This is a genomic window from Streptomyces sp. NPDC054883 (assembly GCF_053610645.1).
Genome location: NZ_JBSGYT010000020.1, coordinates 93467 through 115013 on the forward strand (window position 1 = coordinate 93467; position 21547 = coordinate 115013).

Consider the following 21547-nt stretch of genomic DNA (forward strand, 5'->3'; position numbering starts at 1 on the left):
CTACGCGGATCCGGCCGCCAGGACGCGCCGGCGGTGGCGGGCGACCCGTTCGCGGTTGCCGCACACCTCACTGGAGCACCAGCGGCGCCGGCGGCCGCGCGAGGTGTCGAGGTAGACGCGGGCGCAGCCGTCGCCCTCGCAGACACGCAGCAGCGCGCGGTCACCGGGGTCGGTGAGCAGCTCGACGGCGCCCCGGGCGACCGCGGCGAGCAGCCCGGCGCACTCCACGCCGCCGCACAACTCCCGTACCAGGTGTCCTTCTTGGTCCCGCACCGCACACAGCCCCGGGGGCGGACCGGCGGCCGCCGCGTTGACCCGGGCCAGGGCCTCCTCGCCGGGCGCGGCCCCGTGCAGCTGGGCCCGTACCAGGCTCTCCACATCGGTCCGCAGCTGCCGGAAGGCCCCGACCCAGTCGGGTCCGACCCGCCCGAGGGGGGTCCGGTCGGGCACCAGCCCGGCCCCGACGAGCCACAGCCGCAATTCGTCGCCGTCCCGGATGCCTTCGGCGTCCCCCCGGGGGACGAACGTGGCCAGCAGGTCCAGGCAGACCCGCCCGGAGTCGAACCACATACCGGTCACCGCCTCGGTTGCCGTGGGCCGCCACCCCAGAGTGCCCGTCAGCCGCCCGGTCGGCTAGTGCTGTGACGGCCCTTGGCGGTCCCCGGTCAGGCTCAGGCCGGCGGGTCGTCGTGCAGCAGGCGCTGGAACAGCCGGTGGTCGCGCCAGGCGCCGTTGATGTGCAGGTAGCGCGGCGCGAGCCCGAACTGCTCGAAACCGGCTTTGGCGAGGACCCGTTGGGAGGCGCCGTTGTCGACGAGGGTGCCCGCCTCGACCCGGTGCAGCCCGACCTCGTCGCGGGCGATCCGGCAGACCTCCTCCAGGGCGGCCGTGGCCAGCCCCTTGCCGGCCCGCTCCCGGTCCACCCAGTAGCCGACGCCGCCGCTGCGGAAGGGGCCGAGCACGATGCCGCCGAGATTGATGACGCCGACGGGCGTGCCGCCCGCGACGAGTACGAAGGGCAGCAGCCGCCCACCGTCCCGGTCGGCCAGCAGCGTCCCGATCCGCTCCCGCTGCCCGGCCTCGGTGTAGTACTCCTCGGGCCGGCGCGGCTCGAACGGCGCCATGTACTCCCGGTTCCGCGCGAGCGCCCCGGCCAGCCCCGCGGCGTCATCGAGTGTGACGCCCCTCATCTCCACCCCGTTGATCATCACCCCGGCACGCTAACCCGCCCCCCGGCCCCCACACCACCCCCGCGGTTCCAGCTTCATGGGGGTCCCCGCGGACGGAGTCTGGCGGGTCTCGGGCGCGGCGCCCCGCTCCAGCCCCGGCAACCCGGCCCCACCCCGGCAAGACCAGCCTCGTGGGGGCCTCCCCCGGACGGAGCCCGGGGGATTGAGGCACGGGGTCAGGGGCGGAGCCTCCGGAAAGCCCGGCGCAGCCGGGGCCGCTCCGCGCGACGGCGCCGCGGACGAACCCCGGCGACCCCGCTCCCCGCTACGTCCCCCTACACCGCCGGAGGCACCGGCACGCCGTACCCGTCCCCGCCCGGGTCCAGCGACAGCCGGTACCCCCGCTTCACCACCGTCTGGATCAGCCTCGGCACCCCCAGCGCCGCCCGCAGCCGCGCCATCGCCGTCTCCACGGCGTGCTCGTCCCGCCCCGCCCCCGGCAGCACCCGTAGCAGCTCCGCCCGCCCCACGACCCACCCCGGCCGCCGCGCCAGCGCGCCCAGCAGTGCCATCCCGGCCGGCGGCACCGGCCGCAGCTCCGCGTCGACGAGCACCCCGTGGCCCCGGATCTCCAGCCGGTGCCCGGCCACCGGCAGGACCCTGGCCCGCCCCGGCAGCTCCTGGCACAGCAGCTGCACCAGCGGCCCGATCCGGAACCGTTCCGGCTGCACCGTCGCCACCCCCTCCGCCTGGAGCGGCAGCGCCGTCACCGGCCCCACGCACGCCGACAGCACGTCCGCGCGCAGCCCCTCCAGTACCGCCTCCCGCATCCCCCGCTCGGCCGCCCGGGACAGCAGCGAGGCCGCCGCCGGGGCCGAGGTGAAGGCGAGCGCGTCGACCCCGCCGGTGGCGACCGCGTCGAGCAGCCGGTCCAGCGGGCCCACGTCCTGCGGCGGCATCCACCGGTACACCGGTACGACCACCACCTCCGCCCCGGCCGCCCGCAGCGTCTCGACGAACCCCGGCAGCGGCTCCCCGTGCAGCTGGAGCGCGATGCGCCGGCCGGCCACTCCCCCCGCGAGCAGCCGGTCCAGTACCTCCGCGAGCGACTCCGACCCCGGGGACCAGGCCTCCACCAGCCCGGCGGCCCGCACCGCGCCCTTGACCTTCGGCCCGCGCGCCAGCAACTCCGTGGCGCGCAGCCGCTCCAGCAGTTCCTCGCCGATCCCCCAGCCGTCGGCGGCCTCGATCCAGCCGCGGAACCCGATCGCGGTGGTGGCGACGACCACGTCCGGCACGCGGAGGATCAACTCCTTCGTCGCGTACATCAGTTCCCCGTCGTCGGCCAGCGGCACGATCCGCAGGGCCGGCGCGTGCAGCACGGTCGCCCCGCGCCGGCGCAGCAGGGCGATCAGCTCGTCGGCCCGGCGGGCGGCGGTGACCCCGACCGTGAACCCGGAGAGAGGCCCGGCGGCCGTTTCCGTAGCGTCGTCCATAGTGGTGTCCTGCCTTGCCCGTGGGGTCGTCACGTGTCCCGCTCAACGGGATCCGAGCCTGCCAAATCGCCGTGACGGACTCGGTTCAGCCGTATTTCGCTGCCGTTAACCGCCGTTACACCGGGGTGAGCTGCTGCTCCGCCGCCGTCCCGGCCACCGGCGCCGACCCGGCGGCCGGCCGCCGAAGGTATACCGCCCAGGTCACCGCGCAGCACGCCGCGTAGAAGCCGAGGAAGGTGACGAACGCGGCGGTGCCCGATCCGGAGTCCGTGAACGCCTGCCGGAACACCAGGTTGATGCCGAGCCCGCCGAGCGCTCCCACGGCCCCGATCAGGCCCATGGCCGCCCCGGAGAGCCGGCGCCCCCAGGCCCCGGCGTCCTCCGCCGCCATCCCGCGGGCCAGCGCCTTCGCCTGGAAGATCCCGGGGATCATCTTGTAGGTGGAGCCGTTGCCGACCCCGCTCAGCGCGAACAGGGCGACGAACCCGACGAGGAACACCGGCAGCGACTCGCGGACCGAGGCCAGTACGACCACCCCCGTCGCCGCCGCCATCGCCACGAACGTCGCCAGGGTGATCCGCGCCCCGCCCAGCCGGTCGGCGAGCGCGCCGCCCACCGGACGGGCCAGCGAGCCGAGGAGCGGCCCGATGAAGGTGAGGGAGGCGGCCTGCAGGGGGGTCCGGCCGAACTCGGTCTGCAGGACCAGCCCGAAGGCGAAGCTGTAACCGATGAAGGAGCCGAAGGTCCCGACGTAGAGGAACGCCATGATCCAGGTGTGCGCATCGCGCGCCGCGTCCCGTACGGCGCCGGTGTCGCTGCGCACCGGCGCCAGGTTGTCCATGCGTACGAGGGCCAGCGCCGCGGCGGCGAGGATCAGCGGGACGTACGCCGCGAGCAGCAGCCGCGGGTGTCCGGCCCCGGCGGTCCCGATCACCAGCAGGGCGACGAGCTGCACCACCGGTACGCCGATGTTCCCGCCGCCCGCGTTCAGGCCGAGGGCCCAGCCCTTCTTGCGCAGCGGGAAGAAGGCGTTGATGTTGGTCATGGACGAGGCGAAGTTCCCGCCGCCCACCCCCGTCAGGGCGGCGACGGCGACGAAGACCCCGTACGGGGTGCCGGGTTCCATCACCGCGTACGCGGCCAGGGTCGGCGCGAGGAGCAGCAGGGCGCTGACGACGGTCCAGTTCCGGCCGCCGAAGCGGGCGACGGCGAAGGTGTAGGGGATGCGGACCAGGGCCCCGACGGCGGTGGCGGTCGCGATGAGGAAGAACTTCCCGGCGGGGTCGATGCCGTAGCCGGGGCCCATGAAGAGCACCATCACGGACCAGAGCGACCAGACGGAGAACCCGATGTGCTCGGAGAACACGGAGTACAGCAGGTTCCGCTTGGCGGTCTTCTCTCCGGTCTCCTTCCAGAACGTCTCGTCCTCGGGGTCCCACCGCTCGATCCAGCGGCCCCTCTCGCGCGGTGCGGTCGTACTGGTGGTCATCACACGCCTCCACAGCTGTCGCGTCCGTGGTGACGACCGTAGGAACGGCGCGTTTCGGCTCCGGTCCCCGGCTGATGACCGCCGGGAAACCTTGCTCTCACCCGCCGCCGGGTACGTCTGTGAGCGCGGCCGGGCGCCAGGCGCCGGGGGGCACGTCCAGCCATCCGCGGGCGGCGGCGGCGGTGGCGGCGGCCTGGTGGAGGGCGTCGAGACCGGGGTGGGCCAGGCCCTTGCGCCACACCATCGACAGCGGGGACAGCGGCACCGGGTCGACCAGCGGCCGTTTCGCGCAGCCGGGCACGTCGGGGAAGTCGACGGTGACCAGGACCGGGTTGCGGGTCTTGGCCATGACCCGGCGGAACTCGTCCTTCCCTACGGCCACGGGCGCGGGCGGGGCCAGCGCGATGCCCCGCCCGGCGAAGAGTTCGCGCGCGAGGCCGGTCCATTCCAGGGTCCTTGGGTTCCCGGCCCCGGCGTACACGGTCTCCCCGGCCAGCGCCGCGAGCGGTACGACGCCGCGCCCGGCCAGCGCGTGCCCCTCGGGCAGCAGCACGGCGAGCGGCTCGTACCGCACGGGGCGGTGCGCGAGGCGGGCGCGCAGCGCGGGGGCCAGGCCGGCGGCGTAGCCGAAGGACACGTCCAGGCGCCCGGCGGCGATCTCGGCGGCGGCGTGCGTGAGGCCGCTCTCGAAGCGGGCCATCAGCTCGCAGGCGGGGGCGAGTTCCCGGGCGCGTTCCAGCACGGTCCGGGCGGTGCTCGGGCCGTCGGTGTTCAGGTCGACGAGCAGTGCCCGGGGGCCGGCGAAGGCGGCGGCCAGCTCCTCGTGCGCGGCGAGCACCCTGCGGGCCGGGGCCAGCAGCCGCTCCCCGTCGGCGGTGAGTTCCACGGCGCGGGTGGTGCGCAGGAACAGGGTGGTGCCGAGGTGCTGTTCGAGCCGCCGTACGTCCCGGCTCAGCGCCTGCTGCGCGACGTACAGGCGGGCCGCGGCGCGGGTGAAGTGGCGCTCTTCGGCGACGGCCACGAAGCCGCGCAGCAGCCGGGGTTCCACATCGCGGGGGATCACCCCGGGAGACTAACAACGAAAGGCGGTGAATCGCCCCGGAACAGGTGTTGGACCGCGGGGCGGGCCACCGCGAGCCTGTTCCCATGCCGTACGCCACCCCGACCCGCAGCCCCCTCATGACCGTCTCGGGCTCCACCCTCGTGCATGCCGCACCGCTCTCGACGCGCCCCTCGCACCGGCCGGTCCGGGAGCCCGGCCCGTACCGGCGGCTGTTCGCCGTGCCCGGGGCGCGCGCGTTCACCGCCGGGAACCTCCTCGCCCGGCTCCCCATGGGGATGTTCGGGATCAGCGCGGTGATGATGATCGCCGGCCAGCGGGGTTCGTACGCGCTGGCCGGCGCCGTCACCGCGACCGGGATGGCGGCCACCGCGCTGGTGGCGCCCTGGACGGCCCGGCTGGTCGACCGCCACGGCCAGGCCCGCATCGCCGTCCCGGCCACGCTGATCGCGGTCCTCGGCTCGCTCTCGCTGGTGCTGAGCGTCCGTACCCACGCCCCCGCCTGGACCCTGTTCGCCTCGTACGCGGCGACCGCCACCACCCCGAACACCGGCGGCATGTCCCGAGCCCGCTGGAGCCACCTGCTGCGCGGGCGCCCCGCCGAACACCACACGGCGATGTCCTTCGAACAGGCCGCCGACGAGCTGTGCTACATGCTGGGCCCGGTCGTCGCGGCCTTCCTCTGCTCGGCCGTCTTTCCCGAGGCCGGCACCCTCACGGGGGCCGCCCTGCTGCTCACGGGGATGCTGCTCTTCACGTCCCGGCGCGCCACCGAGCCCCCGGTGTCGGCGCTGCGCCCGCCCGGCTCGGCGCTGCGCGCGGTGGCGCCGCTGCTGCCGGTGTTCCTCGCCCTCGGCGCGATGTTCGGGGCGATGGAGGTCACCTCGATCGCCCACCTCGGCGCCCTGGGCCTCGGCGCCGCCTCCGGGCCGGTCCTGGCCCTCCAGGCGCTGGGTTCCTGCGCGGCGGGCCTGCGCTACGGCGCCCTGCGCCCGCGGTCCCAGACCACCTGCCTGGCGGCGCTGGCCGGGGCGATGGCCCTGCCCTGGGCGGCGGCGTCGGCGGGCTCCCTGCCGCTGCTGGCCGCGGCGCTCCTCCTGGCGGGCATCGCCACCGCCCCAACGATGGTCACGGCGATGTCCCGCGTCCACCGCGTCACCCCGAAGGGCCGCCTCAACGAGGGCATGACCCTCGCGGTCACCGCGATCCTCGCCGGCATCGCCCTCGGCTCGGCCACGGCCGGCCCCCTGATCGACCACCTCGGCGCCCCGACCGCCTACGCCCTCCCCCCGGCGGCCGCGCTACTGGCCCTGCTCGTCACCGTCCACCCGATCGGAAGAGCCGTACCGGATTCCAGTACCGTCGAGGTACGGAAACCTGGTACGAGTCTCAATCGCGTGGGACGAACCGGGAGCGGACGATGTCGATAAGCGCCAGGGAAGCACGGGCAAGTCTCTTTCCGCTCATCGAGCGCGTGAACACCGACCACGATCCCGTCCGCATCACCTCTCGTCACGGGGACGCCGTCCTGATGTCCGCCGATGACTACGACTCCTGGCAGGAGACCGTCTACCTACTGCGGTCGCCGACGAACGCACAGCGCTTGATGGAGGCGGTCGCCCGCGACCGGGCGGGGCCCCCGCCGTGGCCAAGACCATGGACGAGCTGCGGGAACTGGATCACCCGTCTCGTCGGGGAGATCCAGCGGGACCCGTTCGCCGGGATAGGGAAGCCCGAGCCCCTCAAAGGTGACCTCTCGGGCTATGGGTCCCGCCGGATCGACGACGAGCATCGCCTCGTGTACCGGGCCGATGAGAAGGAAGTGAAGATCCTCAAGGCCCGCTACCACTACTGACCTCCGGGCCGGCCCGGGCGGCCCGACGGGGGCGCCGGCTCCGCCGGCCCCGGCATGACGAAGGCCCCGCAGTCTGACGACTGCGGGGCCTTCGCCCACATGGGATGAGTGGAGATGGCGGGAATCGAACCCGCGTCCAACGGTGCAGAAGCAGGGCTTCTCCGAGCGCAGTCCGCTGCGCTTTTCTCGGCCCCGGAGATCACACGGACAAGTCTCCGACGGGCTCAGTCACTGTTTGGTTTCCCTCAGGCCCCCGTGACCGGGGCTAGAGGTTTAGATCCCTAGTTGACGCCAGGATCCGGACCGGGACCACTTCCGGGCTGACGCTCCTCACAGAGGCTTCAGCTCACTGTTATTAGGCAGCGAGGGTGAAGCGGGAGTTATCGCTCTTGGTGTTGGCGATTATTTTTTGCGACATAGGGTTTACGAGATCATTGCCGCTTCCTCGGCTCGCTTCCCCTGCATCGACATCCGCTGTCGAAACCGATCATCCCCATGTTTTTTTGACAAACCGCGCCACCCGGGGGCGGTGCGGTGCTGAACCCCATGGTACGCGAAGTGGACCACGGGATGCCAGGTGTTTAACCGCGGGTCCGCCGGGCGGGCTACACCGTGCCGCGCTGCTTGCGGCGGATCGCCGAGACCGCGCGGTTCGTCTCGCGGGTGTCCTGCTTCTCGCGCAGCGTCTGGCGCTTGTCGTACTCCTTCTTGCCCTTCGCCAGCGCGATCTCGATCTTCGCCCGGCCGTCCTTGAAGTACAGCGTCAGCGGCACGATCGTGTGGCCGGACTCGTCCGCCTTGCGCTCCAGCTTGTCGATCTCCTCCCGGTGCATCAGGAGCTTGCGCTTGCGCCGGGCGCTGTGGTTCGTCCACGTCCCCTGGCTGTACTCCGGCACGTGCACGTTGTACAGCCAGGCCTCGTTGGCCTCCACCGACACGAAGCCGTCGACGAGGGAGGCCCGGCCCTGGCGCAGGGACTTGACCTCGGTGCCGGTGAGCACGAGACCGCACTCGTAGGTGTCGAGGATCGTGTAGTCGTGCCGCGCCTTCTTGTTCTGGGCGATCAGCTTCCGCCCTTTTTCCTTTGCCATAGTGCGGTCATTTTCGCACTATGGACCCACCCCGAGGCCACCCAATACCCGCAGGGCCCGGTCTTCGGCCCCGTCGGCCGCCGTCAGGTCGGGTTCGATGCCGCGCCCGTCGATGTTCCGGCCCTCCGGGGTGCGGTACGTGCCCACCGTCAGCTCCGCCACCGAGCCGTCCGGGAGCTCCGTCGGCATCTGCACCGCGCCCTTGCCGAAGGTGCGGGTGCCGACCAGGACCGCGCGGCCGCGGTCCTGGAGGGCGCCGGTGACGAGCTCGGCGGCGCTCATCGTGCCCCCGTCGACCAGGGCCACCAGCGGCCGCGCGGTGTCGCCGCCCGGTTCGGCGTACAGGGCGCGCTCGGAGCCCCGTACGTCGTACGTCGCCACGAGCCCGCCGTCCAGGAAGGCGGAGGCGGCCGTGACGGCCTCGGCGACCAGCCCGCCCGGGTTGCCGCGCAGGTCCAGCAGCATCCCCGCACCGGGCGGGGCCGCGCGGACGGCGTCCCGGACGCGCTCGCCCGAGCCCCGGGTGAAGGAGGCGACCTTGACGACGGTGGTGCCGTCCGCGAGCCGCCGTACGGTCACCGGGTCGGCGCTCAGCCGCTCGCGGCGGACCGTCTCGTGGCGGACCGCGCCGTCCCGGCTCAGGTCCAGCACCACCGGGGTTCCGGCCTCACCGCGCAGCATCGCCACCACGTCGGTGACGGGGCGGCCCGTGACGTCCTGGCCGTCGACGTCCAGCAGCCGGTCCCCGGCGCGCAGCCCGGCCCGCGCGGCGGGGCTGTCGGGCTGGACCCGGTCGACCTCGATCCGGCCGTCGCGGCCGCGCCGGGCCCACACTCCGACTCCGGTCCAGTGGCCGTCGAGGTCGTCGGCGAAGGCGGCGTACTCGGCCGGGTCGTAGACGGCGCCCCAGCGGTCGCCGCTGCGGCTGACCTCCTCCTCGGCGGCCCGCTTGCCGGACTTGCCCTCGGCCACGGCCTCGGCGACGGCCCGGGCCACGGCGTCCCGGTCGGCGGTGCCCGCCGTGCGGGGCGCTTCGGCCGCCGCCACCCCCGCCGACCGGGGGGACGCATCGTCCGCACCCCAGCAGCCGCAGCCGGCGGCCGCGGTGACGGCCGCGAGGAAGGCCAACGTCAAAGCGGCCCCGCGACGCAGGTCGCGGGGCCGGAGACAGTGGGCGGGGGGACCCGGCATGGCGCCGAGTCTAGGACAAGGCCCGTGTGCGCACGCTGCGTTGAGCACACCTCACACGGGGGCGCTCGTCACACCTTGAGGTACTTGCGCAACGCGGCGAAGGCCGCCAGCGAGGGCATCAGCAGGCCCACGACCAGCACCAACGGCAGCTTGGTGAGGACGGAGTCCCAGCCGATGAAGTTGATCAGTTCGAGCTTGTGCCGCAGGTCCACCCCGTGGTCGATCACGAAGTACTGCCCGACGCCCAGCATCACGCAGGCGAGCCCCGCGCCGATCAGACCGGCGACGGCCGCCTCCATGATGAAGGGGACCTGGATGTAGAAGCCGGAGGCGCCCACCAGCCGCATGATCCCGGTCTCCCGCCGACGGCTGAACGCCGAGACGCGCACCGTGTTGACGATCAGCAGCAGCGCCACGATCAGCATGATCATCATGATGCCCAGCGCCGCCCAGTTGAGGGTGCCCAGGAGGCTGAACAGGTTGTCCACCTCGGAGCTCTGGTCGGCCACCGACTGCACGCCGTCCCGGCCGGCGAACGCGGACGTGATGACCTGGTACTTCTCCGGGTTCTTGAGCTTGACCCGGAAGGAGTCCGGCATCTGGTCGGGGGTGACGACCGAGGCCAGCGCCGTCTGCCCGTACCGCTCCTTGTAGTGCTTGTACGCCTCGTCCGAGGACTCGTACGTGACGCTCTGCACGAGGTCCATCTTCTTGAGGTCGGCCTCGATCTGCTGCTTCTGCTCGGGGGTCACCGCCCCCTTGGCACAGGCCTTGCTGCCGCCGCCCCCGGCGCCCCCGGCGTCCTTCTGCGCGTCGGCGGCGTCCTGCGCGTCGCTCTTGTTGCAGAGGTAGACGGTGACGTTGACCTTGTCGTACCAGTACCCCTTCATCGCGCTGACCTGGTCGCGCATGAGCAGGGAGCCACCGAACAGGGCCAGCGACAGGGCCACGGAAATGATGACCGCGAAGGTCATGGTGAGATTGCGACGGAGACCGACGCCGATCTCCGACATGACGAACTGGGCGCGCATGGCGTCCTTTCAGTGCTGGTAGCCGTAGACGCCGCGCGACTGGTCGCGCACGAGACGGCCCTGTTCGAGTTCGATGACGCGCTTGCGCATCTGGTCCACGATCTGCTGGTCGTGCGTCGCCATGATCACCGTGGTGCCGGTCCGGTTGATCCGGTCCAGCAGCTTCATGATCCCGACGGAGGTCTGCGGGTCGAGGTTGCCGGTCGGCTCGTCCGCGATCAGCAGGGCCGGGCGGTTGACGAAGGCGCGGGCGATGGCCACGCGCTGCTGCTCGCCGCCGGACAGCTCACCGGGCATCCGGCCCTCCTTGCCGCCCAGGCCCACCAGCTCCAGGACCTGCGGGACGGCCTTGCGGATCTCGCCGCGCGGCTTGCCGATGACCTCCTGCGCGAAGGCGACGTTCTCCGCCACCGTCTTGTTGGGCAGCAGCCGGAAGTCCTGGAACACGGTGCCCAGCTGGCGCCGCATGTGCGGGACCTTCCAGTTGGAGAGCTTGGCGAGGTCCTTGCCCAGGACGTGTACCTGGCCGTGGCTCGCCCGCTCCTCGCGCAGCACCAGCCTCAGGAACGTGGACTTGCCGGAGCCGGAGGAGCCGACGAGGAAGACGAACTCGCCCTTCGCGATCTCCAGAGAGACATCTCTGAGTGCGGGGCGGCTCTGCTTCGGGTAGGACTTGGAGACGCTGTCGAATCGGATCACGGGTGCACCACGGTCGCCGGGAGTAGGTGTGCGTGACCATACGCGAACGGGCGCGGGGTGTGGGCCCGGCATCCGGAGATGCCCGATATGTCCCGGGGCCCCGGGGGACCGAAGCCCGATTGCCCGGACGGGCCGCGCCGAATGTCGCCGAAGCTGGCACAGTGGTAGGGGGAACGGACTCGTTCCCCGCACCGTTGTAGCAGGGGACGAGAGGAGGAGCGCATGACATATGACCGGCTCGTGTGCGCGAACTGCGCCGCACCCGTGAGCCAGGGCCGCTGCCCTGTGTGCCGGGCGAACCGGGAGCGCCTCCAGCAGGAGAGCCCCTTCGCAGGCATGAACCCGATGGCGCTCATCGCGCTGCTGGTGGTGCTGGTCGCCGCCCTGGCGGTGGTGGCCAGGACCGCGTAGTCCTCCGCCGCGTCCCGATCACAGACGTCTGCGCACCACGCGAGACGGCGGGGGCCCGGACACCTCATGGTGTCCGGGGTGACCCGGATGCGGGGGGGGGTGGGGCCCCCCGGGGCGGGGGGGGGGCCCGGAAAACTTTTTGGTGTCCGGGCCCCCGCCATGTCCGGTGGTTACGCGGTCTGCTCCTGCTGCTTGCGCCAGCGGATGCCGGCCTCCAGGAAGCCGTCGATCTCGCCGTCGAGCACCGCCTGCGGGTTGCCGACCTCGAACTCCGTCCGCAGGTCCTTGACCATCTGGTACGGGTGCAGGACGTAGGACCGCATCTGGTTGCCCCAGGAGCTGCCGCCGTCCTTGAGGGCGTCCATCCTGGCCTGCTCCTCCTGGCGGCGCCGCTCCAGCAGCTTGGCCTGGAGCACGTTCATCGCGCTGGCCTTGTTCTGGATCTGCGAACGCTCGTTCTGACAGGAGACCACGATGCCGGTCGGGAGGTGCGTGATGCGCACCGCCGAGTCGGTCGTGTTGACGCCCTGACCGCCGGGGCCGGAGGCGCGGTACACGTCGATGCGCAGCTCGCCCTCGTCGATCTCGACGTGGTCGCTGGACTCGACGACCGGCAGCACCTCGACGCCCGCGAAGGAGGTCTGGCGGCGGCCCTGGTTGTCGAAGGGCGAGATCCGCACGAGGCGGTGTGTGCCCTGCTCGACGGAGAGGGTGCCGTAGGCGTACGGGGCCTTGACCACGAAGGTGGTCGACTTGATGCCGGCCTCTTCCGCGTACGAGGTCTCGTAGATCTCGGTGGAGTAGCCGTGCCGCTCGGCCCACCGCAGGTACATGCGCTGGAGGCGCTCGGCGAAGTCGGAGGCGTCGACGCCGCCGGCCTCGGCGCGGATGTTGACCAGGGCCTCGCGCTCGGCGTACTCGCCGGAGAGCAGGGTCCGGACCTCCATCTCGTCCAGCGCCTTGCGCACGGAGACCAGCTCGGTCTCCGCCTCCGCGAGGGTGTCCGCGTCGTCCATCTCCTGGGCGAGCTCGAAGAGCACCGAGAGGTCGTCGATGCGCCCGCGCAGGGTCTCGGTCTTGCGGACCTCGGCCTGGAGGTGCGAAAGCTTGCTCGTGATCTTCTGGGCGGCCTCCGGGTCGTCCCACAGGGACGGCGCGGCTGCCTGCTCCTCGAGCACGGCGATATCTGCCCTCAGCTTGTCGAGGTCCAGGACGGCCTCGATCGACCCCATGGTCGAGGAGAGGGACTTCAACTCTTCGGAAACATCGACGACTGCCACGGGTCCAGCGTAGCCGGTCCTCCGGCCGCACTCTCCGGCCAGGCCGGTTCGGCCCGTACAGATCAAGGCGGGTACGGGCGTACGCTCACCGTATGACCGTTCTACTCGTGAAGCGCCGCCATGTGGACCACATGCGTGTCACCACCACGAGCTGTCTGCCGCCGGACCTCGCACAAGCCTGATCAGACCCGATCCGACTTCGGTCCTGTACGCGGCTACGCGGCCTCCCGGCGCCACCCTTGCCGACGGCCTTCCCCACCCGCTGCCCCGCCACCTCCGGGGAACAGGACCCCGTGACATCCGAAACGGAGCCGTCATGCCGTCCGCGCACCCTTCTGCCTCCTCCTCCCCGCTCGACTCCGCCGTCCCCTCGCTCGCGGTCATCGACCTGTCCCGGGCGGACGACCCCGCCGAGCGCGCCGACTTCCTCAAGCAGCTGCACGCCGCCGCCCGCGACACCGGGTTCCTGTACCTGACCGGGCACGGCATAAGCGAGGGCGAGACCGCCCGCATCCTGGAGCTGACCCGGGCCTTCTTCGAGCTCCCCGAGGCCGACCGGCTGGCCGTCAGCAACCTGAACTCGCCCCACTTCCGCGGCTACACCCGGATCGGGCACGAGCTGACGGGCGGCTCCTCCGACTGGCGCGACCAGCTGGACGTCGGCGCGGAGCGGCCCGCGCCGGAGCTGGGGCCGGACGACCCGGCGTACCTGTGGCTGGAGGGGCCCAACCAGTGGCCCGAGGCGCTGCCGGAGCTGCGCGAGGCAGTGCTGGACTGGCAGGCGCGGCTCGCCTCCGTCGCGCACCGGCTCCTCCGGGAACTGCTGGCGTCGATCGGCGCCCCGCCGGACTTCTTCGACGCGGCCTTCGCCGAGCGGCCGCACCTGCACACGAAGCTGATCCGCTACCCGGGATCGGCCCCTTCGGGCGCGGACCAGGGGGTCGGCGCGCACAAGGACTACGGCTTCCTGACCCTGCTGCTCCAGGACTCGGTGGGCGGCCTCCAGGTGGTGCGGGACGGGGGCTACGTCGACATCCCGCCGCGGCCGGGGGCGTTCGTCGTCAACCTGGGCGAGCTGCTGGAGATCGCGACGGAGGGCTACCTGACGGCCACCGACCACCGGGTGGTGAGCCCGCCGGGGGCGGTGGAGCGGTTCTCGGTGCCGTTCTTCTACAACCCGCGGCTGGACGCGGTGGTGGAGACGGTGCCGGGCGACTACCTGCGTGCGGCGCCCGGCGTGGCGCACGACGCGTCGAACCCGCTGCACGCCGAGTACGGCCGCAACGAGCTCAAGGGCTGGGTCCGCGCCCACCCCGGGGTGGCGCGCCGCTGGCACCCGGAGCTGGTTCCGGCATAGGGTCGGTCAGGGGCGGGCCGGGGCGGAGTGTTCGACGTCCTTGTCGGCCGGGGCGCCGTCGGAGTTGCCCGACACCGCCAGCCACGTGCCGACGCCGACCGCCGCGGCCAGCGTCACCGCCGACACCGACAGCATCAGCCGGCGCCTGCGCACCGCCTCGGCCCGGTGCCGCGCGGAGCCCGGCCGATGGCCGCCGGCCGGGCGCGGCACCCGGGCGGTGCCCAGCGCGCCCCCCGCCAGCTCGTCCGGGCCCGGCACCCGCATCGAGGTGTGCGTGTCCCGGTTCGAGTCGGTGGCCGAGCCGGGCACGAGCGGCACCACGCCCCGCCTGCGGGTCAGGTCGGCGGGGAGCGCCTCCTCGGCCTCCGCCGGCTCCGGCTCCGCGTCGTCCGGCTCGTCCACGTCCAGCGGCGGCATCCCGGCCAGCAGCGGCAGCAGGTCGCGCAGCCGGGCGGACAGCTCGGAGGCCCGCAGCCGCGAGGCCGGGGCCTTGGCCAGGCACTGCACCATCAGCTGCCACAGCTCGTCCGGGATCCCGGGCAGCGGGACCACCGTCTCGGTGACGTGCCGCCGCAGCACAGCGCCGGGGTGGCCGCCCCCGAACGGGGTGAACCCGGCCAGCAGCTCGTACAGCACGGTGGCCAGCGCGTATATGTCGACCGCCGCCCGCGGGGGCAGGCCCTCCACGATCTCCGGGGCCAGGTAGTCCGGCGTGCCGATGATGCGGGTGCTGGGCGCGGAGGCCCGGCCGGCCCCCGCCCGCCTCGGAGAGTCGATCAGCTTGGCGACGCCGAAGTCGGTCAGCAGCGCGGGATGCGCGCCGCCGGGGCCGAGCGGGCCCTGCATGTCCAGCAGTACGTTCTCGGGCTTCACGTCGCGGTGCACCACGCCCGCCGCGTGGGCGGCCGCCAGCGCGTCGGCGACGTCCGCGACGATGGCCACGGCCGCCTCGGGGGCCAGCCGCCGCTCCCGGTCGAGGCGGGTGCGCAGGTCCGTACCGCGCACGAGGTCCATGACGAGGGCGAGGTCGTCGCCGTCCACGACGAGGTCGCGGACGGAGACGACGTGCGGGTGGTCCAGGCCGAGCAGCGCGCTGCGCTCCTGGACGAAGCGTCCGACCAGCTCCTGGTCGGACGCGAGGTCCTCGCGCAGCAGTTTGACGGCGACGGGCCCGTCCGGCCCCTCGCCCAGCCACACCGTGCCCGCGCTGCCGCGCCCAAGGATCTGGTGCGCGGTGTACCGGCTGCCGATCTTCCGTGCCACGACTGCTCCCTCAGCGGCTGGCGTACGCACCAAAGCTACGCGGCCGGGTGCGGGTTTTAGGCCAGTAGGGGGTCCGATTCGCGGCGACCTTCACTTCTGCGGGCGAAAACACGTCCCAGAAGTCGACAAATCCACGAAGTCGGCAGCAGGACGGTCGTGACGGTGGCTCAGGAACCGCTGCCGCCGGTGGAGTCGCCGAGGCCGGAGATCCAGTCGGAGGCGTCCCGGCCCCAGGACCACAGCTGGTCCCACCAGCCCTTGCCGGTGCCGACCCACTCCTGGAGCGGGGTCAGCTCCCACACCAGCCAGCCCGCCACGAAGAACAGCAGGATCATCACCAGGCAGCCCTTGAGGCAGCCCAGCCCGGGGATCCGGACCGGGTTGGCACTGCGGCGGCGCGGCTCGCGCGGCTCCCGGGGGGCCGGCGGCTGCGGCGGCGGGGCCTGGGGGCGGACCGGCTGCTGCCGGTACTGGGGTTGCTGCTGCTGCGGCTGCTGGTACTGGGGCTGGTACTGGGGAGGCTGCTGGTACTGAGGCGGCGGCTGCGGCTGGTACTGCTGCGGCTGCTGGTACTGCTGCCGCGGCGGCTGCTGCCGGTACGGGGGCTGCTGGGGCTGCGGGGGCGCCTGCCGCTGCGGGCGGCGGCGCAGGGGGTCCTCGTCCGGGCTGAGGTACTGCACCTGCGTCTGCTCGTTGCGGTCCCGGGCGGCCTGCATCTGGGACTGCCACGGGTGCGGCTGGTCCGGCCGCTCCACCGGCGGCATGACGGACGTCGGATCGGCGGCCGGCGCCCCGGTGCTCGGCAGCACGGTCGTCGCGTCGGCACCGCCGACCGGCGGCATCACGCTGGTCATGGCGTTGGGGTCGTAGGCACCCATCGGAGAGGACGCGCCCGCGGGCAGCACCTGGGTCGGGTCCGCGGACCCCGGGGTCGCCGGTACGGGCGCGGGCGAGGGGTCGGGCGCGAGCAGGGCGCCGACACCGAGCGCGGCCTCCACCTCGGCGGGCGAGGAGTGCACGCCGATGCCGGAGGCGACCACGCGCAGGCCGCGCGCCAGGCTCTCGGCGCCGGGACGCTCGTCCGGCTCCTTGCGCAGGCAGTGCCGGATCACCGTCCAGACCGGCTCGGGCAGGCTCGGCGGGCGCTGCGGCTCCTCGCTGAGGTGGCGGTGGAGCACTTCGAGCGCCGTACCGCCGGCGAACGGCGGGCGGCCGGTGACGAGTTCGTAGAGCAGGATCCCGGCGCCGTAGATGTCGACGGCGGAGGTCTGCGGGCGGCCCTCGGCGGACTCGGGCGCGACGTAGGCGGGAGTGCCGACGAACTCGTGCGTGCGGGTCAGGCCCGGGGAGTCGGCGAGGCGGGCGATGCCGAAGTCCGTGAGCATCGGCTTCATCTGGCCGTGGCGCTCGTCGAGCAGGACGTTGGCGGGCTTCAGGTCCCGGTGCACGACGCCGTCGGCGTGGCTGGCGGCGAGGGCGTCCGCGATCTGCGCGGTCAGCAGGCTCGCGGCGACGGGGCTGAACGGACCGTTCTCACGGATGTACCGGTGCAGGTCGGGACCGTCGATCAGGTCCATGACCAGGGCCAGCAGGTCGCCCTCGACGACGAGGTCGCGCGTGCGGACGATGTTGGGGTGCGTCAGGCGCAGCAGGACCGAACGTTCGCGCAGGAAGCGCATGACGATGTCCGGGTCCTGGGCCAGCTCCTCCTTGAGGACCTTGATGGCCACGGTCTCGCCGGGCTGCCCGGCGACGGCCGCCTCCGCGCCGGCGGTCTCCCTCTGGCGGGCCCGCCAGACGGTACCCGTGGCGCCGCGCCCGAGGGGCTCCTCAAGCAGGTACTTGCTGCCCACTGGCCGCACGTCTCGCGCTCCCCTGCTGTCGTGTTTCTGTCGTCTGGTTTCGGATGATTCCGAGCTGTGTTTTCCGGCCCACTCTAGGGGGTGTCCCGGGGGAAGACGCCGGGCGACGGAGGTTGGTTGCCGCACATATGTGCGAAGGGTGAGTTTTGCGGGGTATGCCGGAGGCGATTTTCGGCAGGCCGTTGACCGTATGTGTGCGATGAGCGCGCGGGGCGATGATCAATCAAGATCATTTATTGCCGGGGTCCGGGCGTGTTGTCGGTGACAGGTGCGAGGATGCACCCGTACGGAAAGCCGGGACGGGAGCCCTGCCTTCCGGCAGACCTGACCGGACGACGCGTCCGTGCCGGGCGGGGGGTGATCGGGCGGGCTCGCCCGGCCGTTCCCTCTCCCGGGCGCGCGCACCGTGCACTGCGCTCCGCGCAGAAGGGACCGCTGACGGCGATGCAGATCCGGCTGACCGTCCTCGGGTCGCGCAGCGGCCACCAGACCGCGACCGCACCCGCCGGCTGTGACGTGCTCGTCACCGCGCCCGCCGGTACCGCGCTGGCCGCGGTGGCCTCGGCGCTCGCGGCGACCGTGGGCGGCCCGGACACGGGGGGCACGGTGGTGCTGTACGCGGGCGCCGAGCGGCTCGACCCGCAGCGCCGGATACTGGGCGAACCGCCGCTGGTGGACGGGGCCGTGCTGGCGCTGCACGTGCCGGTACCGGACGTCGTGCCGGCGCTGCCCGAGGAGGGGCTGGACGCGCCGCAACTGCGGGTGGTGGCCGGTCCGGACGCGGGCGGGGTGCACCTGCTGCACCCCGGGGCGGTCCGGATCGGGCGCTCGTCGGACGCGGACGTACCGCTGGACGACCCGGACGTGTCGCGGCTGCACTGCGCGGTGACGGTGCGGGCGGACGGGCGCGTGACGGTGGCCGACCTCGGCTCGACGAACGGCACGACGCTGGACGGCGTCCCGGTGGGGGCCCGGGCGGTACCGCTGGCCCCGGGGGCGCTGCTGCGCATCGGCGAATCGACGCTGCGGCTGGCCGCGGGGGGCACGGAGTCGATCCTGCCGCTGACGCCGGACATGGAGGGCCACCTGGCCCTGCCGGGGGTCTCCGACGGAGGGCGGGGGGCGGCCGCGGGCGACGGCGGTCCGGGCGCGGCCCGGCCGGATACGGGCGCCCAGAGCGCCCCCGGCGCGGAGACGCCGAACCACTACGACCGACGCGGCGCGGGAACGTACAGCAACCCGGAGGCGGCCCGGCCGGATACGGGCGCCCAGAGCGCCCCCGGCGCGGAGACGCCGAACCACTACGACCGACGCGGCGCGGGCGCGTACAGCGACCCGGGCGCGGCCCGGCAGGCCTCGCGCGGCCAGGGCGCGGCGGGCTACGGCGACCCGGGCGGGCCCGAGGCGGGGGCGTACGAGAGGGCGGGGCGGGGTGGCCCGCCGGGGCGGATCCCCCACCCCGCCCCTTCCCGAAACGGGGGCTCCGCCCCCGACCCCGCTCCGGGGCTCCGCCCCGGCACCCAGTCCGCCGGCTCGCCCGGCGGAGCGTGGACCGGCCCCGCGCCGGAGGCAGCGCGTGGCGGGCACCACTCCGGCGCGTCCCGCACGGCGTGGCCCACCGCCGGCCGGCACACCGGAGGCCCGGCGCAGCCCGCCCCCGCCCCCGAAGGGCCGGGCACGGACCGCACCCCCGCCGCACCGCACGCTTCCGCCGGCGGCCACCCCGGCAACGCCGGTACCGCGTGGTCGGCCCACGCCACGGAGGGACCGGACACCCCCGCCGCACCGCACGCTTCCGCCGGCGGTCAGCCCGGCCACCCCGGTGCGGGCCGGCCCGCCCACGCCCCCAACGGGCGGGACGCCTCCGCCGGAAGCAACACCCCGGAGGGACCGGGAACCCGGCCCGCCGGTGCCCCCGGCGACCCGGCGCCGCACCACGCGCACAGGCGGGACGGCGCAGCCGCCCGTCCGGCTCCGCAGGGGCCGGGAGCCCAGTACGGCGGCGCCCCGCGCCATGAAGCCCCCGGCCCAGGCGGCGCAGCCGCCCGCTCCGCGCCGGAGGGGGCCGCGATCGTCGGCGGGGCACCGAGGATGGGGGCGCCGGCCGCCGTGTGGCCCACCGCCGGGGGGTCCGTCGTGCCCGCCGGAGCTGGGCGGCGGCGTGGGATCGGGGCCTGGGCGCGCAAGTGGGTGCGCGGCGAGGACATCGCCGAGCCCGCCGTCGAGGCCGAGGCCCCGGCCGCCGTGCCGCCCGCCGCCGACGACCCCGCCGCGCTGCTGCTCGCCGCCCTCGGCCCCACCGGCCGGCTCTGGTCCCGCCCGCCCGGCGCCCTCGACGTCGGCCTCGGCGCCGGCAGCCGCGTCGACCTGCGCGAAGCCGGCGCGCTCGGCATCGCGGGGCCGCGCGCCCGCCGCACCGGCGTCGCCCGTTCCGTGATCGCCCAGCTCGCCGCCCTGCACTCCCCCGCCCGGCTGGAGATCGTGCTGCTCGCGATGGACGCCACCACGGACTGGAGCTGGCTCGGCTGGCTCCCGCACGTCCGCCCCGCCCACGGCCAGCACTGCCGCCTGCTGCTGGCCCACGACCGCGAACAGGCCGCCGCCCGCACCGGCGAGCTGACCCGGCGCCTCGACGACAGCCCCCTCGGCACCGGCTGGGCCACCGCCGGGTCCGACGCCGTACGCCGGGCTGCGGCCGCGTACGAGGGCCCGTACACCCTCGTCGTCCTCGACGGCGACCCCGGCACCGGCCACCTGCGCGAGGTCACGGCCCGGCTGACCTCGCACGGACCCGCTGCCGGCATCCACCTCCTCGCGCTCGCCGAGGCCCCGGCCGCCACGCCCGCCAGCCCCCTGGCCGAGACGTACGAGGCCGCCTGCGCGAGCACCCCCGCCTTCCGGGCCTGCGGCGCGGCCGCCGTGCTCAGCGGCGAGGTCGCCACCGCCGTACGGACCTTCCCGGTCAGCGGCGGCAAGCCGGTCCGACCCGGCGAGACCGCCGTCGCCGACGCCGTCTCCGCCGCCTGGGCGGAGCGGTTCGCCCGCGCGCTGGCCCCGCTGCGCGCCGAGCCGGCCGCCGCGGGCGGCTACCGTCCGGCCGCCGCCAGCCTGCCCCAGACCTCCCGGCTGCTCGACGAGCTCGGCCTGGCCCGGGCCACCCCGGCCTCCCTGATGGCCCGCTGGGCGGCCGGTACCGGGCAGGGACAGACCGTCGGCGGCCTCGCCGAGGTCGTGCTCGGCGCCGGCCGGCGCGGCCCCGTCGGCGTGGAGCTGGTCCACGACGGTCCGCACCTGCTCATCGAGGGCCCGCCGGGCAGCGGCCGTACGGAGCTGCTGCGGTCCGTCGCCGCCTCCCTGTGCGCCGCAGCCCGCCCCGACCGGCTCGGCCTCCTGCTGATCGACGGGGCCGGCGGCGAACGCGGCGAGGGGCTGCTGCCCTGCACCGAGCTGCCGCACGTGTCGGCGCACCTGGTCGCCTCCGACCCGCTGCGCATGCGCGAGTTCGCCCAGGCCCTGGGCGCCGAACTCAAGCGCCGGCACGAGCTGCTGGACGGGGTGACGTTCGCCGACTGGCACGCCCGGCGCGAGGTCTCGGACCGGATGGTCTCGCCCCGCCGGCCCGCCCCGGAAGAGGGCCAGAGCGCCGCCCGGGCCGCGGGCACGATCGACGGCGAGGACTCCCAGCGCACCGGGACCCTGCGGCTGCGCGCCTCGGCCCCTCGTACCGCGGCCCCCGCCGGGCCCGGCCCGCTGCCGCGCCTGGTGGTCCTCGTGGACGACTTCGACGCGCTGGTCGCGCCCGGCCTGGGCAGTACGGGCCGGCCGGCGGCCGGTTCGGTGGTGCGGATCCTGGAGGGCCTGGCCCGCGAGGGCGGCCGGCTCGGGGTGCACCTGGTGGCCACCAGCGCCCGTCCCGACCGCACCGCCGGGACGGAACCGGCCCGGCTGGCCTCCCTGCGGGTGGAGCTGGAGGCCCCCGACCAGCCGGGTCCCGGCCGGGGCCTGCTGCACCACGCCGACGGCCGGACGGTCCCCTTCCAGGGCGGCCGGGTCACCGGCCGGATCCCCCGGACCGCCACGTCGAGGCCGACCGTGGTCCCGGTGGAGTGGGAGCGGATGGGTGATCCACCGGCCCGCCGTCCCGTCCGCGAGCTGGGCAACGGCCCGACGGACCTGGCACTGCTGGCCAGTGCCCTGGACCGGGCCTCGCACCTGGTCTCCGCGATACCGGTCCTGTTCCCGGCGGCCCCCTGAGTCCGCCCCTCCCCGCATGGCGCACCCCCACCCGGCCCC

The 21547-nt window shown here is 74.2% G+C and carries 16 protein-coding genes, 1 other RNA gene and 2 pseudogenes; 6 read left to right on the top strand and 13 right to left on the bottom strand.

What is annotated here, in order from left to right; translation table 11 throughout:
- The 5 genes from ACWGH1_RS17260 to ACWGH1_RS17280 all read right to left on the bottom strand — a co-directional run bounded on the left by ACWGH1_RS17260 (position 1) and on the right by ACWGH1_RS17280 (position 5217).
- On the bottom strand, positions 1 to 570 hold the full coding sequence (locus tag ACWGH1_RS17260) for a CGNR zinc finger domain-containing protein (protein ID WP_453354850.1): 570 nt from the start codon (positions 568 to 570) through the stop codon (positions 1 to 3).
- A 101-nt stretch (positions 571 to 671) separates the two neighbouring features.
- The gene (locus tag ACWGH1_RS17265) at positions 672 to 1208 is read right to left on the bottom strand and encodes a GNAT family N-acetyltransferase (RefSeq protein ID WP_453354855.1); all 537 of its coding nucleotides are present in this window, start codon (positions 1206 to 1208) and stop codon (positions 672 to 674) included.
- A 296-nt stretch (positions 1209 to 1504) separates the two neighbouring features.
- Entirely contained in the window at positions 1505 to 2665 is a 1161-nt protein-coding gene (locus tag ACWGH1_RS17270; RefSeq protein WP_453354851.1) for a uroporphyrinogen-III synthase, read from the bottom strand.
- A gap of 115 nt (positions 2666 to 2780) precedes the next feature.
- On the bottom strand, positions 2781 to 4154 hold the full coding sequence (locus ACWGH1_RS17275) for an MFS transporter (RefSeq protein WP_453354852.1): 1374 nt from the start codon (positions 4152 to 4154) through the stop codon (positions 2781 to 2783).
- A 97-nt stretch (positions 4155 to 4251) separates the two neighbouring features.
- Complete coding sequence (locus tag ACWGH1_RS17280; RefSeq protein ID WP_453354853.1) at positions 4252 to 5217, bottom strand: LysR family transcriptional regulator; 966 nt, start codon at positions 5215 to 5217, stop codon at positions 4252 to 4254.
- Positions 5218 to 5300: 83 nt separating this feature from the next.
- Between ACWGH1_RS17280 and ACWGH1_RS17285 the strand changes: the two genes are divergently transcribed.
- The 3 genes and pseudogenes from ACWGH1_RS17285 to ACWGH1_RS17295 all read left to right on the top strand — a co-directional run.
- Positions 5301 to 6644, top strand: coding sequence for an MFS transporter (locus ACWGH1_RS17285; RefSeq protein WP_453408789.1), 1344 nt, complete (start codon positions 5301 to 5303; stop codon positions 6642 to 6644).
- Positions 6635 to 6966, top strand: a pseudogene (locus ACWGH1_RS17290) (type II toxin-antitoxin system Phd/YefM family antitoxin). The gene ACWGH1_RS17285 and the pseudogene ACWGH1_RS17290 overlap by 10 nt, the downstream one beginning before the upstream one ends.
- A pseudogene (locus ACWGH1_RS17295) lies at positions 6893 to 7069 on the top strand (Txe/YoeB family addiction module toxin); the annotation flags it as partial. The pseudogenes ACWGH1_RS17290 and ACWGH1_RS17295, both read left to right, overlap by 74 nt.
- 106 nt (positions 7070 to 7175) lie before the next feature.
- Here the strand turns inward: ACWGH1_RS17295 and ssrA are convergent.
- The 5 genes from ssrA to ftsE form a co-directional block, all read right to left on the bottom strand.
- Positions 7176 to 7564: a transfer-messenger RNA gene (ssrA, locus tag ACWGH1_RS17300) on the bottom strand.
- 110 nt (positions 7565 to 7674) lie between these two features.
- Positions 7675 to 8160, bottom strand: a complete 486-nt coding sequence (smpB, locus tag ACWGH1_RS17305; protein ID WP_453357525.1) for an SsrA-binding protein SmpB — start codon at positions 8158 to 8160, stop codon at positions 7675 to 7677.
- A gap of 18 nt (positions 8161 to 8178) precedes the next feature.
- Entirely contained in the window at positions 8179 to 9351 is a 1173-nt protein-coding gene (locus ACWGH1_RS17310; RefSeq protein ID WP_453408790.1) for a S41 family peptidase, read from the bottom strand.
- 68 nt (positions 9352 to 9419) lie between these two features.
- A complete protein-coding gene (gene ftsX / locus ACWGH1_RS17315) occupies positions 9420 to 10382 on the bottom strand; it encodes a permease-like cell division protein FtsX (protein WP_453357428.1) in 963 nt (320 codons plus the stop codon).
- Positions 10383 to 10391: 9 nt separating this feature from the next.
- On the bottom strand, positions 10392 to 11081 hold the full coding sequence (gene ftsE, locus ACWGH1_RS17320; RefSeq protein WP_190182673.1) for a cell division ATP-binding protein FtsE: 690 nt from the start codon (positions 11079 to 11081) through the stop codon (positions 10392 to 10394).
- A 222-nt stretch (positions 11082 to 11303) separates the two neighbouring features.
- Here ftsE and ACWGH1_RS17325 point away from each other — a divergent pair, with 222 nt between their 5' ends.
- Positions 11304 to 11492 (top strand): hypothetical protein, encoded by a 189-nt coding sequence (locus ACWGH1_RS17325; RefSeq protein ID WP_453357429.1) that lies wholly within the window; start codon positions 11304 to 11306, stop codon positions 11490 to 11492.
- A gap of 170 nt (positions 11493 to 11662) precedes the next feature.
- Here ACWGH1_RS17325 and prfB read toward each other — a convergent pair whose 3' ends face one another.
- Positions 11663 to 12772 carry a peptide chain release factor 2 gene (gene prfB / locus ACWGH1_RS17330; RefSeq protein ID WP_453408791.1) on the bottom strand — a complete coding sequence of 370 codons (1110 nt, stop codon included), beginning with the start codon at positions 12770 to 12772 and terminating at the stop codon, positions 11663 to 11665.
- A 316-nt stretch (positions 12773 to 13088) separates the two neighbouring features.
- On the opposite strand from prfB, the gene ACWGH1_RS17335 reads away from it, so the two are divergent.
- The gene (locus ACWGH1_RS17335; RefSeq protein WP_453356311.1) at positions 13089 to 14129 is read left to right on the top strand and encodes an isopenicillin N synthase family dioxygenase; all 1041 of its coding nucleotides are present in this window, start codon (positions 13089 to 13091) and stop codon (positions 14127 to 14129) included.
- A gap of 6 nt (positions 14130 to 14135) precedes the next feature.
- Here the strand turns inward: ACWGH1_RS17335 and ACWGH1_RS17340 are convergent, their stop codons facing one another.
- Complete coding sequence (locus ACWGH1_RS17340; RefSeq protein WP_453408792.1) at positions 14136 to 15392, bottom strand: serine/threonine-protein kinase; 1257 nt, start codon at positions 15390 to 15392, stop codon at positions 14136 to 14138.
- Between the two features lie 167 nt (positions 15393 to 15559).
- Positions 15560 to 17254 (bottom strand): protein kinase domain-containing protein, encoded by a 1695-nt coding sequence (locus tag ACWGH1_RS17345; RefSeq protein WP_453408793.1) that lies wholly within the window; start codon positions 17252 to 17254, stop codon positions 15560 to 15562.
- A gap of 444 nt (positions 17255 to 17698) precedes the next feature.
- Between ACWGH1_RS17345 and ACWGH1_RS17350 the strand changes: the two genes are divergently transcribed.
- Complete coding sequence (locus ACWGH1_RS17350) at positions 17699 to 21508, top strand: FHA domain-containing protein (protein ID WP_453408794.1); 3810 nt, start codon at positions 17699 to 17701, stop codon at positions 21506 to 21508.
- The last annotated feature ends 39 nt before the right edge of the window (positions 21509 to 21547 follow it).

Bases quoted from the DNA above. Each gene is read 5' to 3' on its own strand.
- ACWGH1_RS17260 (WP_453354850.1), bottom strand. From the start codon at position 570: ATGTGGTTCGACTCCGGGCGGGTCTGCCTGGACCTGCTGGCCACGTTC.
- ACWGH1_RS17265 (WP_453354855.1), bottom strand. From the start codon at position 1,208: ATGATCAACGGGGTGGAGATGAGGGGCGTCACACTCGATGACGCCGCG.
- ACWGH1_RS17270 (WP_453354851.1), bottom strand. From the start codon at position 2,665: ATGGACGACGCTACGGAAACGGCCGCCGGGCCTCTCTCCGGGTTCACG.
- ACWGH1_RS17275 (WP_453354852.1), bottom strand. From the start codon at position 4,154: ATGACCACCAGTACGACCGCACCGCGCGAGAGGGGCCGCTGGATCGAG.
- ACWGH1_RS17285 (WP_453408789.1), top strand. From the start codon at position 5,301: ATGCCGTACGCCACCCCGACCCGCAGCCCCCTCATGACCGTCTCGGGC.
- smpB (WP_453357525.1), bottom strand. From the start codon at position 8,160: ATGGCAAAGGAAAAAGGGCGGAAGCTGATCGCCCAGAACAAGAAGGCG.
- ACWGH1_RS17310 (WP_453408790.1), bottom strand. From the start codon at position 9,351: ATGCCGGGTCCCCCCGCCCACTGTCTCCGGCCCCGCGACCTGCGTCGC.
- ftsX (WP_453357428.1), bottom strand. From the start codon at position 10,382: ATGCGCGCCCAGTTCGTCATGTCGGAGATCGGCGTCGGTCTCCGTCGC.
- ACWGH1_RS17325 (WP_453357429.1), top strand. From the start codon at position 11,304: ATGACATATGACCGGCTCGTGTGCGCGAACTGCGCCGCACCCGTGAGC.
- ACWGH1_RS17335 (WP_453356311.1), top strand. From the start codon at position 13,089: ATGCCGTCCGCGCACCCTTCTGCCTCCTCCTCCCCGCTCGACTCCGCC.
- ACWGH1_RS17350 (WP_453408794.1), top strand. From the start codon at position 17,699: ATGCAGATCCGGCTGACCGTCCTCGGGTCGCGCAGCGGCCACCAGACC.